General features: G+C 56.4%; 17 protein-coding genes. 9 read left to right on the top strand and 8 right to left on the bottom strand.

The genetic code is table 11. The features are described 5' to 3' along the window. Nucleotides 1-35 precede the first annotated feature (35 nt). The 6 genes from J7413_RS18955 to J7413_RS18930 are packed head-to-tail and all read right to left on the bottom strand — an operon-like array spanning nt 36 to nt 4,090. Nucleotides 36-788 carry a DUF4344 domain-containing metallopeptidase gene (locus J7413_RS18955; RefSeq protein WP_209101093.1) on the bottom strand — a complete coding sequence of 251 codons (753 nt, stop codon included), beginning with the start codon at nt 786-788 and terminating at the stop codon, nt 36-38. Between the two features lie 26 nt (nt 789-814). Then, nucleotides 815-1,396, bottom strand: coding sequence for a histidine phosphatase family protein (locus J7413_RS18950; protein WP_209101091.1), 582 nt, complete (start codon nt 1,394-1,396; stop codon nt 815-817). Nucleotides 1,397-1,405: 9 nt separating this feature from the next. Then, nucleotides 1,406-2,437, bottom strand: a complete 1,032-nt coding sequence (locus J7413_RS18945) for a MaoC family dehydratase (RefSeq protein ID WP_209101089.1) — start codon at nt 2,435-2,437, stop codon at nt 1,406-1,408. After that, nucleotides 2,438-2,641, bottom strand: a complete 204-nt coding sequence (locus J7413_RS18940) for a DUF1737 domain-containing protein (protein WP_209061465.1) — start codon at nt 2,639-2,641, stop codon at nt 2,438-2,440. Between the two features lie 4 nt (nt 2,642-2,645). Then, complete coding sequence (locus J7413_RS18935) at nt 2,646-3,197, bottom strand: NnrU family protein (RefSeq protein WP_209101087.1); 552 nt, start codon at nt 3,195-3,197, stop codon at nt 2,646-2,648. 38 nt (nt 3,198-3,235) lie between these two features. Next, entirely contained in the window at nt 3,236-4,090 is an 855-nt protein-coding gene (locus tag J7413_RS18930) for a CoA ester lyase (RefSeq protein WP_209101085.1), read from the bottom strand. A gap of 323 nt (nt 4,091-4,413) precedes the next feature. Here J7413_RS18930 and J7413_RS18925 point away from each other — a divergent pair, with 323 nt between their 5' ends. Then, nucleotides 4,414-4,731 (top strand): hypothetical protein, encoded by a 318-nt coding sequence (locus J7413_RS18925; protein ID WP_209101084.1) that lies wholly within the window; start codon nt 4,414-4,416, stop codon nt 4,729-4,731. A gap of 10 nt (nt 4,732-4,741) precedes the next feature. On the opposite strand, the gene J7413_RS18920 is transcribed toward J7413_RS18925, so the two are convergent. Beyond that, a complete protein-coding gene (locus J7413_RS18920) occupies nt 4,742-5,437 on the bottom strand; it encodes a sulfite exporter TauE/SafE family protein (RefSeq protein WP_209101166.1) in 696 nt (231 codons plus the stop codon). 117 nt (nt 5,438-5,554) lie between these two features. After that, entirely contained in the window at nt 5,555-5,761 is a 207-nt protein-coding gene (locus J7413_RS18915; protein WP_209101083.1) for an SHOCT domain-containing protein, read from the bottom strand. A 234-nt stretch (nt 5,762-5,995) separates the two neighbouring features. On the opposite strand from J7413_RS18915, the gene mdh reads away from it, so the two are divergent. The 8 genes from mdh (at nt 5,996) to lpdA (ending at nt 16,799) form a co-directional block, all read left to right on the top strand. After that, a complete protein-coding gene (mdh, locus tag J7413_RS18910) occupies nt 5,996-6,958 on the top strand; it encodes a malate dehydrogenase (protein WP_209101082.1) in 963 nt (320 codons plus the stop codon). Between the two features lie 166 nt (nt 6,959-7,124). Continuing rightward, entirely contained in the window at nt 7,125-7,553 is a 429-nt protein-coding gene (locus tag J7413_RS18905; protein WP_209101081.1) for a hypothetical protein, read from the top strand. A 279-nt stretch (nt 7,554-7,832) separates the two neighbouring features. Then, on the top strand, nt 7,833-9,026 hold the full coding sequence (sucC, locus tag J7413_RS18900) for an ADP-forming succinate--CoA ligase subunit beta (RefSeq protein ID WP_209061479.1): 1,194 nt from the start codon (nt 7,833-7,835) through the stop codon (nt 9,024-9,026). Nucleotides 9,027-9,031: 5 nt separating this feature from the next. After that, nucleotides 9,032-9,919 (top strand): succinate--CoA ligase subunit alpha, encoded by an 888-nt coding sequence (gene sucD, locus J7413_RS18895; protein ID WP_209061484.1) that lies wholly within the window; start codon nt 9,032-9,034, stop codon nt 9,917-9,919. Between the two features lie 227 nt (nt 9,920-10,146). Next, complete coding sequence (locus J7413_RS18890; protein ID WP_209101080.1) at nt 10,147-13,107, top strand: 2-oxoglutarate dehydrogenase E1 component; 2,961 nt, start codon at nt 10,147-10,149, stop codon at nt 13,105-13,107. Between the two features lie 3 nt (nt 13,108-13,110). Beyond that, entirely contained in the window at nt 13,111-14,601 is a 1,491-nt protein-coding gene (gene odhB / locus J7413_RS18885; protein ID WP_209101079.1) for a 2-oxoglutarate dehydrogenase complex dihydrolipoyllysine-residue succinyltransferase, read from the top strand. Nucleotides 14,602-14,933: 332 nt separating this feature from the next. Beyond that, a complete protein-coding gene (locus J7413_RS18880; RefSeq protein ID WP_209101078.1) occupies nt 14,934-15,323 on the top strand; it encodes an MAPEG family protein in 390 nt (129 codons plus the stop codon). Nucleotides 15,324-15,401: 78 nt separating this feature from the next. Next, entirely contained in the window at nt 15,402-16,799 is a 1,398-nt protein-coding gene (gene lpdA / locus J7413_RS18875; protein ID WP_209101076.1) for a dihydrolipoyl dehydrogenase, read from the top strand. Nucleotides 16,800-16,802 lie beyond the last annotated feature (3 nt).

Below are 16,802 nucleotides of genomic sequence, written 5' to 3'. Positions count from 1 at the left end.
TTGCCAAAACACGCGCCATCAACTCCGCGTGTGTTTCAGAGATCAGGCGCCATTTCTACGAGGGCATCAGCAAATTCGGTGCACATCGTGATCTCGACATACTCAGGATCATAAAACGCGTTCGCTTCACCACATGACTGGATCGAAATCGTGAGTGTCTCCGGCAATCGGAAGTCACCATTAAGGGCTTCGACCTCCGCCCGAAGAACCCTTTCGGTCAGAATCCCTCCATCTGTCTCGGCATCGACACCACCAATGATAAGCGTGTTGCCACCGCCCTCATGAGAGATCTCATCCAATGCGCCGCCCCAACTGCCCGCTGCCTGAGAGTACTCATCAGGACAATAGTCTGCACGGTCCTCAGGAAGCCCCAAGTCTTCCGCCAAATCGGCGCGTTCGTCCGGGTTCGCACCGTAGAATAGACAGACCGTGTTATAGTATCTTTGCAGATCAGGGCCATGCACATCCCAGAACGCAATCTCTTCATTGGCCTCGGCTTCGCCCAAAAAACCAAAAGCCGCATCATACGCCAGCTGTACAGCAGCTTCTTCTTCATAAAACGCATCAATCAGGAAAATCGAAAGAACATCCGCGGCGTCTTCTTCTTGGCCAAAGATCGGCAGCTCCAGAACGTCGATCAACGCATGCCCCAGCTCGTGATAAAAGATGCCGAGCAGATTGCTTTCAACAAAGGCAAGCGTCTCCTCTGAGGTGTGGCTCAAATCCACTTCGGCCTCAGAAACGCTCGCAGCTGCACATAAAGTAAAGGGTAGGAGTAGGTGTTTCATTTCCGCAGAAAAAGACAACACACCACCTAATTCAAGACCAAAGTTTCCATTGGCTGCCAATGGTTTTCCGGCGTAAGCGTTCGGGTATCAAATGCAAACCAGTGCCCGCCACCTTTCTGATCCCACTGGCGGTCCATCGGCACACCAACCAAAGCACAATACAGCAGCGTTCCGACACCTCCATGTCCGCAGACCACAAGGTTGTCGTTTGGGCAATCCGAAGTAAGGTCTTGCACGGCCCCAACAATTCGGGCCTGTGCATCCACCGCGCGCTCCCAGCCTTTGTAAGACACGTCAGGGGCGCCGAAGAATGCGTTTGCCGCCGTCTGAAAGGCGCTCTCTTTCAAAAACCCTGTGCTGGAGCGATCATTTTCGCCGAGGTCGTGACGGATGGAAACCGGCGCCTGTCCTAAACAGGCGGCCAACGGCCAGGCCATCTCCAGCGCTTTGCGCTCCGTGCTAGAGGCAACCTGCCAACCTCCACCAGAAACACGCGCAACCAAGGCAGCCACGCGCGCCTGGCCAATGTCATTCAATCCCCAGTCAGGCACAGCGACATTCAGATCAACATTCACTTCCGGATGTGTCAGATAAATCGCGCGGGGCATCATGTCTCCCTAAGTTGGCATAAGCGCCCAATAATCGAGATCCAAAAGCACATCCGGCAGATACTTACCATCTTCCCCTTTCAGAGCAAAAGGGGTGCCGCCTTTGGTTGCCACAAGGCGCAAACGGATAGCGCCGACACCGGGGGCAGATGTCTCCGCTTTATCAAGCACTTCCGACCAGGCCTTCACCGTCAGACCCGAGAACGCAGGATTGGCATGTGCGCCCCCATTCAGGCCCACAATCATCTGCGCATTGGCGAGCCCATTGAAGCTCAGCGCCCGCGCCAAGGAGATGATATGCCCACCATAGATCAGACGCTGCCCATCTGGCCGAAACGTCGCATCAAAATGCACCTTGGCGGTGTTCTGCCACAGACGCGTCGCCATCATATGCTCCGCCTCTTCCAGCGTCACGCCATCGACATGGTCAATGGTTTCGCCAACCGCATAGTCACCCCAGCGGTGGCTTTCGCCAGCTTGCGTAAAATCATAGCCGCTAAAGTCCAGCCCCTCCGGGATCACCAAATCCGCTGGGTCAATCACCTTCGACAACTGGGGAACCACGGTCTCAGGTGCGGGTGTCTCTGCATCACGCTTGCGCACCATCACCCAGCGCACATATTCCATGACAACCTCATCGCGCTGGTTCATGCCGCGCGTGCGCACGTAAACCACCCCGGTTTTTCCGTTGGAGTTCTGCTTCAGGCCAATCACTTCGGATGTGGAGCGCAGCGTATCACCTGCATAGACCTGTTTCAGCCAGCGTCCCTCGGCATAGCCAAGGTTTGCCACGGCATTCAGCGACACATCCGGAACCGTCTTTCCAAAGACCACGTGAAACGCCGCCAGATCGTCCAGCGGAGAGTGCGGCAGGCCAGAAGCGCGCGCAAATTCGTCACTGGAGTAAAGCGCATGACGCGCAGGATAAAGCGCGTGATACAGTGCACGCTCGCCTGATCCCACAGTGCGCGGGACAGCGTGTTCAATCACCTGCCCCAGCGTGTAGTCTTCAAAAAACCGGCCCGGATTGGTCTTGGCCATTTAGTGTTCTCCCAGTTTTGTCTCCGGGGTGTAGGTGCCTTCAACCTCTTTCACGACGGCCTGACCACAGCGCATAACACCTGTGGCCTGACAGAAAGTCTGTGTCGGAGAGCCATGAAGCTCCCACCCCTTGTTAAGCGCATCCGTCACTTTGTGACAAAACGCGGATGTGTCTTCTTCAGATAGAAAACGATAAAGTTTCATGCTCTTAGCCTCCAAATGGGGATGGTCCGATCAGGCCGTGTATAGCGCCGATCACACCCATGAGGATTACAGAAGCAACAAAGAACATGCCATCCTTTGCGATGGTTCCACGTTCGGTTGGTTGCCAGGGGCCTTCAACGCGGTTGAGCACAACAATCTCCGCAAGCGCCCAGGCCAGCAAACCGCCAAACAAAACAATCGACGGCGCGTCGCCGTTCACCAAGATATGCGCCACAGCCCAGAGCGAAAACCCGATCAACATCGGATGACGCATATTGTTGAACAGCTTGCCCTTACGCGGTGCTGGGCTCATCAGGAAAATCGCAATCAGCACCAACAAATTGTTGATATGAAAAACAAAGCTTGGCGCAATCCACAGCACATCTTCAATCTCTGCTGCGCGGTAACCGAGCACCATAAGCACAATCGACACAACAAGCGTCAGTGCAACCAAGCCCTTCCCTTTGTCGCCCATCGGCCCCCTTACGCTAGGCAGCGCCCGCTTGAAAAAATGGGCTGCTGCCCAAAGCAAAACCCCAAGAACCAATAATGTCATCTCGCTCTCCGCTGGATTGTTGGTTGTCAGGAGAAAGGTTACCCTTCCAGCTCAGCGATTGCATCCGCCTTCGCGAGGATTTCTCGCGCCGTCACCACGTGCAAATTTTCCACGATTTTGCCATCTACAACGGCCACGCCCTGCCCGCTGGCTTCTGTGTCCTCAAAGGCTGCGATCTGCCGCTTTGCCAGATCGATCTCAGCCTCCGAAGGTGCGAAAGCCGCATTGGCAACGTCAATCTGTGCAGGGTGGATTAGGGTCTTTCCGTCAAACCCCATATCACGTCCCTGATCACACTCGGCCTTTAGCCCTTCGGCGTCTTTGAAAGCGTTGTAAACCCCATCAACAATCACGATACCCTCTGCCTTTGCCGCCAAAAGGCAGAGGCCAAGCCCCGCCATCATCGGCAGACGGTCAGGGCGGAAACGGGTCTGCAACTCTTTCGCCAAGTCATTGGTGCCCATCACAAAACCGCTCAGCTGCGGATGCGCAGCAAGAGCGGCGGCATTCAGCATGCCCCGTGGCGTTTCCATCATCGCCCAAATCGGCTTATCCCCAATCAAGGAAGCCAGTGCATCCAATTGCGCAGGGCTTTCAACCTTCGGCAACAGCACCGCGTCACAGTCCATTGTCGCCGCTGCTTTCGCGTCTACCTCGCCCCATTGCGTGTCAAGCCCATTGATCCTCACAATGCGCATCCGGTTGCCATACCCGCCTTGATCAAGCGCAGCAGAAAGCGTGGCACGGGCGTTTTCTTTCTCGTTAGGGGCAACCGCATCTTCAAGATCAAAGATGATCGCATCGACTGGCAAGCCACGCGCCTTGTCCAAAGCCCGATCTTTAGATCCGGGAATATACAAAACCGAACGATAAGGGCGCGCGCGCTGATCCATAGCCAGACTCCAAATTGGAACAGTAATTTTGTTGCGCAATCAGGTGCATTTTTCTCAGAAAACTTCAAGAGCAATCTTGCCGCAGCGCAGAAAAAACGCCCCGTCACCTGGCGCCGCCCCATCCGTTAAGACTTTTCACCCTAGGCGTTAACTTATTGCTTACCAGTTTAGATGCACATTGTTTCCATCGCTTCCTGGGGAGGAGCGAATGCAGACAGAACGGGCTGCAACACAAACAATAAGAGGCGAAGCAACTAGACACATATGGCGCGCACAACGGGAAAAGCCCACTGCGTGACAAGAATTTCCTGAAAGGAAACCACATGAAATCCATGCTTCTGACCCTAACTTCTGGTCTTTCTTTATTGGCGCTCTCTGCAACGCTGACCGAGGCGCAAGCCTCTCGCAATTGCGCAGAACGCGACAAGGTGGTCGAACGTCTGGCCGACAAATACGGAGAGTCCCGCCAAGCGCTTGGCCTCGGAGCCCAAGGTGCCATGGTGGAAATCTTTGCCTCAGAGGACTCTGGCAGCTGGACCATAACGGTCACCATGCCAAATGGCGCAACCTGCTTGATGGCAACGGGCCAAGCCTTTGAAAAGCTGGCGGAAGTTCTCCCAACGAAAGGTGACGACGCCTAAATCAGGCGTCTCACACAAGCGCATCATATATCAGCTTCACGCCGGTCACTGACAGCAAAACATATGTCACCATAAAGAAGACCCGCTCTGAAACGGCGTGATGCGCTTTCACACCTATGTAGGCACCAAGGCACGCAAATGGTGCAAGCAAAATGCCCGCTTTGACTGTTTCCAATGTGAACACACCGAGAAACGCATAGGGTACAAACTTAGCGATATTGATCGCCCAAAACACCAGCACAGTGGTTGCCTGATAGCTGGTTTTATTCAAACCACGCGACAACAAGTAGACAGCGGCCGGTGGTCCACCTGCATGGCTCACAAAACTTGTAAAACCGGCTACGCCCCCTGCAATCACGCCAGCCCCCACCGGCAATTGCGCAGCGATGGCTTTGCGCGGCCAAAGCTGCCAAGCAACGAATGCAAGTGAAACGGCACCGATCAGCAGGCGCAGCACGTCATCGTTTGCAACGCGGAACAGCGCAACGCCTGAGACCACTCCAGGCAGTGCCCCCAAAATCAGTACCTTTGCATCCAGCCAACTCCACCGCCCCCAGTAAGGCCGCAGCGTCATCAAATCCACCAACATCAAGAGCGGTAACATCAGGCCCAAGGCCTGCGCGGGCGGCAGAATCAACGCAAGCAACACCGCGCTTGCAAAAGCAGCACCCGATCCAAATCCGGCTTTGGAGATACCCGCAAACATCACGGCTATCGGAGCAACCACCACAAATAAGAGAGAATCAATCAAGGGAATCGCTCACTCTGTCAGCGCCAAAAAATCAAAACGTGACGCTGACAGCATACTTTTGCATACAAAAGATCACTTTCCGTCGAGAATTTTCTCGCGCTGCTGTTTGTATTCTTTGTCTGAGACCAGCCCCTCAGCATAGGCCTTCTCCAAAGAAGCCAGTTGATCGCCAATTGTCACCGCATTCACAGTGGTCGTGCTGTTGCCACCGCCACCGCACGCAGCGACCGTCATACCAACCAAAGCCAGCGAGATCAGGGTTTTTGCAATCGAAGTCATGGCGTTCGTTCCTCATTCAATAGAGTTGTCTTGTCGCGCATCTACCCACAGCGCTACCCGCAAAGCAAGCGCCCCAATGAGATAGTTTTTCGACTTGATTTTATCTGTGATGATGACGCCCCGCACGGCAAATCTGCGCGCAACCAACAACACACCTTACGTGCAAACACTTGCGTCAAAGCCGTTTTCGACTTAAGCCACCCGCGATATTTAACCGGACCGGAGACAGATCCAATGGCAAGACCTAAGATCGCCCTCATCGGCGCAGGCAACATCGGCGGTACCCTCGCCCACCTCGCTGCAATCAAAGAACTTGGCGACGTTGTTCTTTTCGACATCGCAGACGGCCTGCCCCAGGGCAAGGCGCTCGACATCGCGGAATCCGGCCCTGTTGAGAAAATCGACGCCGCGATGTCCGGCACTTCCGACTACTCCGCGATCGCTGGTGCAGACGTCTGCATCGTGACCGCCGGTGTGGCCCGTAAGCCAGGCATGAGCCGCGACGACCTTCTGGGCATCAACCTGAAAGTTATGAAGTCCGTAGGCGAAGGCATCCGCGACAACGCGCCAGCTGCATTCGTGATCTGCATCACCAACCCTCTCGACGCGATGGTTTGGGCTCTGCAGAAATTCTCCGGCCTGCCAACCCACAAAGTCTGCGGCATGGCAGGTGTTCTGGACAGCGCACGCTTCCGCCACTTCCTGGCCGAAGAATTCAACGTGTCTATGCGCGACGTCACCGCTTTCGTTCTGGGCGGCCACGGCGACACCATGGTGCCTTCCGTGCGCTATTCCACCGTTGCCGGTATCCCTCTGCCAGACCTGATCGACATGGGCTGGACCACACAGGAAAAACTGGATGCAATGGTTCAGCGCACCCGCGATGGTGGCGCAGAAATCGTTGGCCTGCTGAAAACTGGCTCCGCGTTCTACGCACCCGCCGCCTCTGCCATCGAAATGGCCGAAGCCTACCTGAAAGACCAAAAGCGCGTTCTGCCATGTGCCGCCTACTGTGACGGCGACCTCGGCGTGAAAGACATGTACGTTGGCGTGCCAACCGTGATCGGCGCTGGCGGTGTTGAGAAAGTTGTGAACATCAAGCTCAACAAAGAAGAGCAAGAGATGTTTGACACCTCCGTAAACGCTGTGAAAGGCCTCGTGGACGCCTGCAAAGGCATCGACAGCTCCCTGGCATAAGCCGGACGATAAACTTAAAGGGCCTGTGACATGTTTCGCAGGCCCATTTTCTATGCCTGTACACAACAGATCATTGATCTTCTTGCTCAAACACGGGTTAACTCGCCTCCAACGGCGCCTGACAAACGTGCCATATTCCTATCGAATTCATATACATGGAGGCACGATGACAACCTCGCTCGCAAAAAGCTTAACACTGGGCGCACTGATCACCCTTGCAGGCTGCACGTCCGCCGCCCTGCGCAACCAGCCAGGTGACACCGCTGACCACAACATCCGCAGCGGGCCACAGACACAAGCGCCAACCACCCCTGGACCAAACGACAACACATCTCGTCAGAGATCTGCGCCTTTAACCGGCGCAAACGTTTCTAAGGGCTGCCGATCTGGCGAAACTCTGATCCGCACATCCTCGGGTGCGACGTCTTGCACACGAACGAACGCAACAAATTTTATCGTTGGGGACACGCCAGCCCTCGACCCCGCTTTGTTTGAAACCTTGCAAGCGCAAGCGGCGCAGACCGGCCAGCCTGTCGCATATACCGACGGTGACCTGACAATCACTGTGAGCCCGGCACCTTCGTCTGGCCAGTGAGTTTCGCGTCCGATCGCTTTGTATAAAACATGATCTAAAGACTTCGCCCCGTTATCGTTAACGCTGCACTGCAATACGAGTCGTTGCTCCAACCCCTTATTTCACTGACAATTTAACAAAATTGTTTTCGGTAGAATTGGCCAAACCACATTTGTGATCACAGCTTTTCTAACTGTGATCACAAATAACGAAAAATCCACCTTCTTGTTCGAATTTGCTTATCGACTGCTTTGGAGTGTGTCAAAACGCCGCCAATCGCAGCAAGATGGGACCAGTTCTATGAACATCCATGAATATCAGGCGAAAGCCCTGCTTCGCTCCTACGGCGCTCCGGTGTCCGAAGGCCGCGTTGTTCTGAAAGCAGAAGACGCCAAAACCGCCGCTGGTGAACTTGACGGCCCACTCTGGGTTGTCAAAGCACAGATCCACGCAGGTGGTCGCGGCAAAGGCACCTTTGAAGAAGCTGATGCAGGCGAAAAAGGCGGTGTGCGCCTTGCCAAATCGGTGGAAGAAGCCGCCGAAGAAGCCAAAAAGATGCTGGGCCGCACCCTTGTGACCCACCAGACCGGCCCAGCAGGCAAACAGGTCAACCGCATCTACATCGAAGACGGCTCCGACATCGAGCGCGAACTCTATCTCGCCCTGCTCGTGGATCGCCAGACATCCCGCGTGTCTTTCGTTTGCTCCACCGAGGGTGGCATGGACATCGAAGAAGTTGCAGCCGCAACTCCTGAGAAAATCCTCTCCTTCTCCGTTGACCCAGCCACCGGCTACCAAGCTTACCACGGCCGCCGCGTTGCCTTTGCTCTGGGCCTCGAAGGCGCACAGGTCAAAGAATGCGTGAAGCTGATGGGCATTCTCTACAAAGCCTTCATGGAAAAAGACATGGAGCAGCTGGAGATCAACCCGCTGATCGTCATGCCAGGCGGCAAACTCAAAGTGCTCGACGCCAAAGTTGGCTTTGACGGCAACGCCGTGTACCGCCACCCAGACGTGGCCGAGCTGCGCGACGAAACCGAAGAAGACCCCAAAGAGCTTGAGGCGTCCAAGTACGATCTGAACTACATCGCTCTGGACGGTGAAATCGGCTGCATGGTGAACGGCGCGGGCCTCGCAATGGCCACCATGGACATCATCAAACTCTACGGCGCAGAGCCAGCCAACTTCCTCGACGTAGGCGGCGGTGCGACCAAAGAGAAAGTGACCGAAGCGTTCAAGATCATCACCTCTGACAAAAACGTCAAAGGCATCCTGGTGAACATCTTCGGCGGCATCATGCGCTGCGACGTGATCGCAGAGGGCGTTGTGGCCGCAGTGAAAGAGGTTGGCCTCGAAGTTCCGCTGGTTGTGCGCCTGGAAGGCACCAACGTGGAGCAGGGCAAGGAGATCATCAACACCTCCGGCCTGAACGTGATCGCCGCGGACAACCTGTCTGACGGCGCAGAGAAAATCGTCAAAGCGGTGAAAGGATAACACCCATGGCAATCCTCGTAGACGAAAACACCAAGGTCATCTGTCAGGGCTTCACCGGCTCTCAGGGCACCTTCCACTCTGAACAAGCCATCGCATATGGCACCAAAATGGTCGGCGGCGTGACCCCGGGCAAAGGTGGCATGGAGCATCTGGGCCTGCCGGTCTTTGACTCCGTACATGATGCGAAAGCAAAAACCGAAGCCAATGCTTCCGTGATCTATGTGCCGCCCCCCTTCGCGGCAGACTCGATCCTCGAAGCGATTGACGCGGAAATGGAACTGATCATCTGCATCACCGAAGGCATTCCTGTGCTGGACATGATGAAAGTGCAGCGCGCGCTGGAAAACTCTTCCTCCCGCCTGATCGGCCCAAACTGCCCAGGTGTTATCACACCTGACGCCTGCAAAATCGGCATCATGCCTGGCCACATCCACAAGCGTGGCTCCGTGGGCGTTGTGTCCCGTTCCGGCACTCTGACTTATGAAGCGGTGAAACAGACCGCAGACATCGGTCTGGGCCAGTCCACCGCTGTGGGCATCGGCGGCGACCCGATCAAAGGCACCGAGCACATCGACGTGCTGGACATGTTCCTGTCTGACGACGAGACCCAGTCCATCATCATGATCGGTGAAATCGGTGGTTCTGCAGAAGAAGAAGCCGCTGACTTCCTCGCAAACGAGCGCAAAAAAGGCCGCTGGAAGCCAACCGCAGGCTTCATCGCTGGCCGCACAGCGCCTCCCGGCCGCCGCATGGGCCACGCCGGTGCGATTGTTGCTGGTGGCAAAGGTGGCGCAGAAGACAAGATCGCCGCAATGCAAGAAGCAGGCATCATCGTTGCCGACAGCCCAGCCGGCCTCGGCGAAGCTGTGCTCAAAGCAATCGAGCTGGGCTAAATTGTCCGCTCGCACGGCACATATGCAAATGTTCAGCGTCCGAGCCTCATAGGTTCGGGCGCTGTCCCGCATAAGCGTCGCGCAGATAACTGAGAGTTGAACGCGAATTTCTGTGTTTCAAAGCGAACCGCGCTAAGTGTTTTGAAACGTTCCCGCGTTCATCTACCCCGACATGCCCTATTTGGGGCCAAAATCAAAACCGGTCCCAGTCTCCATGAGGTGCCATCATGACCGAACAGTCGCCTAACGATATCTTCCATGCCTCTTCCTTTATGCAGGGGCACAATGCGGAATACCTCGAACAGATGTATGCCCGCTACGCCGCCGACCCCAATGCGGTCGATGCGACCTGGCAGGAATTCTTCCGCCAGCTCGGCGATGCGGAGCTTGACGTCAAAGCTGAGGCCCAGGGCCCAAGCTGGCAGCGCACCGATTGGCCACAACAACCCAGTGATGATCTGACATCTTCGCTGACCGGCGAATGGGCAGAACCCGCCGAAGCGAAAGCGGCAGGCGACAAAATCAAGGCCAAGGCAGCCGAAAAAGGCGTTGAGGTCTCAGACGAGGCGGTCAAACGCGCGGTGCTGGATTCGATCCGCGCCCTCATGCTGATCCGCGCCTACCGTATTCGCGGCCACCTGATCGCTGACATCGACCCACTGGGCATGCGGGATCAGACGCCGCATCCAGAACTTGATCCCAAATCCTACGGCTTCACAGACGCAGATCTGGATCGCCCTATCTTCATCGACAAGGTGCTGGGGCTCGACATCGCCACCATGCGCCAGATCATGGCAATCGTGAAGCGCACCTACTGTGGCACCTTCGCGCTGCAATACATGCACATCTCCAACCCCGAAGAAGCGGGCTGGCTGAAAGAGCGTATTGAAGGCTACGACAAAGAAATCACCTTCACCCGTGAAGGCCGCAAAGCCATCCTGAACAAAATGGTGGAAGCGGAAGGTTTTGAGAAATTCCTGCACGTGAAATACATGGGCACCAAGCGCTTTGGTCTGGACGGCGGCGAAAGCCTCATTCCCGCCATGGAGCAGGTGATCAAACGCGGCGGCAACCTCGGCCTGAAAGAAATCGTGATCGGCATGCCCCACCGCGGCCGCCTGTCTGTTCTGGCCAACGTGATGCGCAAGCCTTACCGCGCCATTTTCAACGAATTCCAGGGCGGCAGCTTCAAACCTGATGATGTGGATGGCTCCGGCGACGTGAAATACCACCTCGGCGCCTCCTCTGACCGTGAATTTGACGGCAACACCGTCCACCTGTCCCTGACGGCAAACCCCTCTCACCTTGAGGCGGTGAACCCCGTTGTGCTTGGCAAGGTCCGCGCAAAACAGGATCAGCTGAACGATACGCAACGTACCGCTGTGATGCCTGTATTGCTGCACGGCGATGCGGCCTTTGCAGGTCAGGGTGTTGTGGCCGAGTGTTTCGCCCTCTCCGGCCTGCGCGGCCACAAAACCGGTGGCACCATGCACATCGTGGTGAACAACCAGATCGGCTTCACCACCGCACCGCACTTCTCTCGGTCTTCGCCTTACCCAACAGACAACGCGCTGGTGGTTGAGGCGCCAATCTTCCACGTGAACGGCGACGATCCAGAAGCTGTGGTCCACGCGGCGAAAGTGGCCACCGAGTTCCGTCAGAAGTTCCAGAAAGACGTCGTGCTCGACATCTTCTGCTACCGCCGCTTTGGTCACAACGAGGGCGACGAGCCCATGTTCACCAACCCGGTGATGTACAAGCGCATTAAGAAGCAGAAAACCACGCTCACGCTCTACACCGAACGTCTGGTGAAAGACGGCCTCATCCCAGAGGGCGAGATCGAAGACATGAAGGCCGCCTTCCAGGCCCATCTGAACGAAGAGTTTGAAGTCGGCAAAGACTACAAACCCAACAAAGCAGACTGGCTGGACGGCCGCTGGTCCCACCTCGACAAACGCGGTGAAAACTACGAGCGGGGCCAAACCTCGATCAAGGAAGAAACCCTTGCGGAAATCGGCAAAGCGTTGACTTCCGTGCCAGAAGGCTTCCCCCTGCACAAAACCGTGGGCCGACTGCTCGACACACGCGGCAAAATGTTTGAAAGCGGCAAAGGCTTTGACTGGGCAACCGCAGAAGCGCTGGCCTTCGGCTCTCTGATGACAGAAGGCTACCCGGTTCGTCTGGCCGGTCAGGACGCCACCCGCGGCACCTTCTCTCAGCGCCATTCCGGCATTGTGAACCAGGAAACGGAAGAGCGTTACTACCCGCTCAACAACATCCGTGCCGGCCAAAGCCAATACGAAGTGATCGATTCCGCGCTTTCTGAATATGCGGTGCTTGGCTTTGAATATGGCTACTCGCTGGCAGAACCAAATGCGCTGACCCTTTGGGAAGCACAGTTCGGTGATTTCGCCAACGGCGCACAGATCATGTTCGACCAGTTCATCAGCTCCGGCGAAAGCAAATGGCTGCGCATGTCCGGCCTGACAGTCCTTCTGCCCCACGGTTTTGAAGGCCAAGGCCCAGAGCACAGCTCCGCGCGTCTGGAACGCTTCCTGCAGATGTGTGGCGGGGACAACTGGATCGTGGCCAACTGCTCGACCCCAGCGAACTACTTCCACATTCTGCGTCGCCAGCTGCACCGGACTTTCCGCAAGCCGCTGATCCTGATGACGCCAAAATCGCTGCTGCGTCACAAGCTCTGCATTTCCGAAGCGGAAGAGTTCACCAACGGCTCCTCTTTCCACCGCGTGCTGTGGGATGACGCCGAAAAGGGCAACTCCGACACCCAGCTGAAGAAAGACAAAGACATCAAACGCGTCGTGATGTGCTCCGGTAAGGTCTACTACGATCTTCTGGAAGAGCGTGATGCACGCGGCATTGATGATGTCTATCTGATGCGGATCGAACAATATTACCCATTCCCGGCGCATTCGCTGACCAAGGAGCTTGAGCGTTTCAAAGACGCTGAAATGGTCTGGTGTCAGGAAGAGCCAAAGAACCAAGGTGCTTGGAGCTTCATTGAGCCCAACATCGAATGGGTACTGACCCGCATCAAAGCAAAACACACCCGCCCGACTTACGCAGGCCGCGCAGCTTCCGCGTCGCCCGCCACCGGTCTGGCAAGCCAACACAAGTCACAACAAGCAGCGCTGGTCGATGCCGCGCTTACCATGGAAGGAAACTAATCCATGACCGAAGTCCGAGTCCCCACCCTAGGCGAGAGCGTCACCGAGGCAACTGTCGCGACCTGGTTCAAAAAGCCGGGTGATGCAGTCGCGGTGGATGAGATGCTGTGTGAGCTGGAAACCGACAAAGTCACCGTCGAAGTTCCAGCGCCAGCCGCTGGTGTGCTGGGCGAAATCGTTGCTGGCGAAGGCGAAACCGTTGGCGTTGACGCACTGCTGGCCACAATCAATGCTGGCGAAGGCGCTGCTCCAGCGCCTGCCGCAGCAGCGGCACCTGCAGCGACCGCTCCTGCAGCATCTGGCGCGGAAGCCGTGGATGTCATGGTTCCAACCCTTGGCGAGTCCGTCACCGAAGCCACCGTGTCCACATGGTTCAAAGCCGTGGGTGACACCGTTGCTCAAGACGAAATGCTTTGTGAGCTGGAAACCGACAAGGTTTCTGTCGAAGTGCCAGCCCCAGCCGCAGGCGTGCTGAGCGAAATCCTCGCGCCTGAAGGCACCACCGTTGATGCCACCGCCAAGCTCGCCGTCATCGGTGGCGCATCTGGCGCAGCGGCAGCCGCACCTGCGGCCGCTCCAGCTGCGGCGCCTGCCGCCTCTTCTGACGTGGAGAACGCCCCCTCTGCCAACAAACTGATGGCGGAAAAAGGCATTGACCCAGCCGCTGTCACCGGCACTGGCCGCGATGGCCGCATCATGAAAGAAGATGTCATGAAAGCTGCGCTTGCCCCTGCTGCCGCTCCGGCTCCCGCCGCGGCTGCTGCACCGCGCGCACCTGTTGCGGCAGAAGATGCCTCTCGCGAAGAGCGCGTGAAAATGACACGTCTGCGTCAGACCATCGCAAAGCGTCTGAAAGACAGCCAGAACACCGCCGCCATGCTGACCACCTACAACGAGGTGGACATGACCGAGGTGATGGCACTGCGCAGCCAGTACAAAGACCAGTTCGAAAAGAAGCATGGCGTGCGTCTTGGCTTCATGTCCTTCTTTACCAAAGCGTGCTGCCACGCTCTGAAAGAAGTGCCAGAAGTGAATGCGGAAATCGACGGCACCGACATCGTGTACAAGAACTTCGTACACATGGGCGTTGCAGCGGGTACTCCAACAGGTCTGGTTGTGCCTGTGATCCGCGATGCGGACAGCATGTCCTTTGCTGAAATCGAAAAAGCGATTTCCGAAAAAGGCAAGCGTGCGCGTGACGGCAAACTGTCGATGGCGGAAATGCAGGGCGGCACCTTCACCATCTCCAACGGTGGTGTATACGGCTCCCTGATGTCTTCCCCGATCCTGAACCCACCGCAGTCCGGTATCCTCGGCATGCACAAAATTCAGGACCGTCCAATGGCAATCAACGGCCAAGTGGTGATCCGCCCGATGATGTATCTGGCGCTCAGCTATGACCACCGCATCGTCGACGGCAAAGGCGCCGTGACCTTCCTCGTGCGCGTCAAAGAAGCACTGGAAGATCCACGCCGTTTGCTGATGGATCTGTAAAACACATGCGAGGCTGGAGAAAACTCCAGCCTCGCAAGCTTCGACCACTGGTACAAAGCTAAAACGCGCATTCAAACGCTTTAAGTCTTGCAGGAGGTAAAACCGATGATCTTCGAGAAAGAGCGCGCCTCTTTTTCTAGCTCTGAAGACTTCCAGACAAGCGCATCCCAGATGCAGCCAAGCCAGCGCTGTGCCCAAATCAGGGCCGTTGCAATGCACCGATATAGCACCCCCGCATTACCGATGCGATACAGACGCGATACCGATGCAATACCGACGTGTGTTTTGCCCCAAAACCACGCTACCCCCTTTCCCTCACAAGACGCTATTCCATGACCTATGAACTGACCATTCTGACCTATGCAGCACTGCTCTGGGGCCTACAGTTCTTTGCTTACCTTGCGGTGAGCCACGGAAAAATGGATCTCGACTGGGCCATGGGACCACGCGATGAAGAAGGCAAACGCCCCGGCGCGTCCGGTCGGATGCACCGCGCCTTGAGCAACCACACCGAGGGCCTTGTGCTTTTCGCAATCGCCGCGCTCGTTGTCACGATCTCCGAACAATCCACCAACGTTACGGCCACTTGTGCCACCATATACCTGGCCGCGCGCCTGCTTTATGTTCCCGCCTATGCGCTTGGCTGGCAACCTTGGCGCACGGTCATCTGGATGGCTGGCTTTTTTGCCACCATGGCACTGCTCATAGCGGCACTTATCTAACTGATACGAAACAAAAATCTTTGAACCTTGGACAAAAAAGCCCCCTCGGTTCCCTCAAACCTAAAAAGGACCCCGTACATGGCAAACTATGACGTCATCATCATCGGCGCTGGCCCCGGCGGCTATGTTTCTGCGATCCGCTGCGCACAGCTGGGCCTGAAAACCGCCATCGTAGAAGGTCGCGAAACCCTCGGCGGCACCTGCCTGAACGTTGGCTGTATCCCTTCCAAAGCCCTGCTACACGCAACGCATGAACTGCACGAGGCAGAACACAACTTCGCTGGCATGGGTCTGAAAACCGGCGCCGTGAAGGTCGACTGGGATCAGATGAAAACCTATAAATCTGAAGTGGTTGGCCAGAACACCGGTGGTGTCGAGTTCCTCATGAAGAAGAACAAGATCGACTGGCTCAAAGGCTGGGCCTCGATCCCTGAGGCCGGCAAAGTCAAAGTTGGTGATGACGTTCACGAAACCAAAAACATCGTGATCGCCTCCGGCTCAGTTCCATCTTCCCTGCCAGGTGTTGAAGTCGACAACGACAAAGGCGTCGTCGTGGACAGCACCGGCGCACTGGATTTGCCAAAGATCCCAAAGAAAATGACGGTGATCGGCGCAGGTGTGATTGGTCTGGAACTCGGCTCCGTTTACGCGCGCCTTGGCTCGGAAGTCACTGTGGTTGAATACATGGATGCCGTCTGCCCCGGCATGGACGCCGACGTGCAGCGCACCTTCAAACGCATCTTGGAAAAGCAGGGCCTCAAGTTCATCATGGGCGCAGCCGTGTCCGGCGTGGATGCAGCCAAGTCCAAAGCTAAGGTCAAATACGCGCTGAAGAAATCTCCAGATACAGAAGAAACACTAGACGCAGATGTGGTTCTGGTTGCCACTGGCCGTAAGCCTTACTCTGAAGGCCTAGGACTGGACAAAATCGGCGTCAAACTGACCGAACGCGGCCAAATCGCCACCAACGCCCACTGGGCGACAAACGTGCCCGGCGTCTACGCAATTGGTGACGTGATCGAAGGCCCGATGCTGGCGCACAAAGCAGAAGACGAAGGCATGGCGGTCGCCGAGGTGATTGCAGGCAAACATGGGCATGTGAACTACGGCGTGATCCCCGGCGTGGTTTACACCACCCCTGAGGTTGCCACCGTCGGTGCCACCGAAGCCGCGTTGAAAGCCGAAGGCCGTAAGATCAAAGTTGGCAAGTTCAACTTCATGGGCAATGGCCGCGCCAAAGCCGTGCATCAGGCCGATGGCTTTGTGAAACTCATTGCAGATGCCGAAACCGACCGCGTGCTTGGCGCTGCGATTATCGGCCCTGCAGCGGGTGACATGATCCATGAGATCTGTGTCGCGATGGAATTCGGTGCATCCGCACAGGACATCGCCCTGACCTGCCACGCGCACCCGACTTACTCCGAAGCCGTACGCGAAGCCGCGCTGGCTTGCGGCGACGGTGCAATCCACAGCTAAGAT

The organism is Shimia sp. R10_1, assembly GCF_017744095.1.
In the GTDB taxonomy this organism is placed as follows: Bacteria; Pseudomonadota; Alphaproteobacteria; order Rhodobacterales; family Rhodobacteraceae; genus Shimia.
This window is presented reverse-complemented; position numbering and strand designations above follow the sequence as displayed.

Coding starts and splice junctions, on each gene's coding strand:
- J7413_RS18940 (WP_209061465.1), bottom strand. CDS start 2,641: ATGAAACTTTATCGTTTTCTATCTGAAGAAGACACATCCGCGTTTTGT.
- J7413_RS18930 (WP_209101085.1), bottom strand. CDS start 4,090: ATGGATCAGCGCGCGCGCCCTTATCGTTCGGTTTTGTATATTCCCGGA.
- J7413_RS18950 (WP_209101091.1), bottom strand. CDS start 1,396: ATGCCCCGCGCGATTTATCTGACACATCCGGAAGTGAATGTTGATCTG.
- lpdA (WP_209101076.1), top strand. CDS start 15,402: ATGGCAAACTATGACGTCATCATCATCGGCGCTGGCCCCGGCGGCTAT.
- mdh (WP_209101082.1), top strand. CDS start 5,996: ATGGCAAGACCTAAGATCGCCCTCATCGGCGCAGGCAACATCGGCGGT.
- J7413_RS18915 (WP_209101083.1), bottom strand. CDS start 5,761: ATGACTTCGATTGCAAAAACCCTGATCTCGCTGGCTTTGGTTGGTATG.
- J7413_RS18925 (WP_209101084.1), top strand. CDS start 4,414: ATGAAATCCATGCTTCTGACCCTAACTTCTGGTCTTTCTTTATTGGCG.
- sucD (WP_209061484.1), top strand. CDS start 9,032: ATGGCAATCCTCGTAGACGAAAACACCAAGGTCATCTGTCAGGGCTTC.
- sucC (WP_209061479.1), top strand. CDS start 7,833: ATGAACATCCATGAATATCAGGCGAAAGCCCTGCTTCGCTCCTACGGC.
- J7413_RS18945 (WP_209101089.1), bottom strand. CDS start 2,437: ATGGCCAAGACCAATCCGGGCCGGTTTTTTGAAGACTACACGCTGGGG.
- J7413_RS18920 (WP_209101166.1), bottom strand. CDS start 5,437: ATGTTTGCGGGTATCTCCAAAGCCGGATTTGGATCGGGTGCTGCTTTT.
- J7413_RS18935 (WP_209101087.1), bottom strand. CDS start 3,197: ATGACATTATTGGTTCTTGGGGTTTTGCTTTGGGCAGCAGCCCATTTT.
- odhB (WP_209101079.1), top strand. CDS start 13,111: ATGACCGAAGTCCGAGTCCCCACCCTAGGCGAGAGCGTCACCGAGGCA.
- J7413_RS18890 (WP_209101080.1), top strand. CDS start 10,147: ATGACCGAACAGTCGCCTAACGATATCTTCCATGCCTCTTCCTTTATG.
- J7413_RS18880 (WP_209101078.1), top strand. CDS start 14,934: ATGACCTATGAACTGACCATTCTGACCTATGCAGCACTGCTCTGGGGC.
- J7413_RS18905 (WP_209101081.1), top strand. CDS start 7,125: ATGACAACCTCGCTCGCAAAAAGCTTAACACTGGGCGCACTGATCACC.
- J7413_RS18955 (WP_209101093.1), bottom strand. CDS start 788: ATGAAACACCTACTCCTACCCTTTACTTTATGTGCAGCTGCGAGCGTT.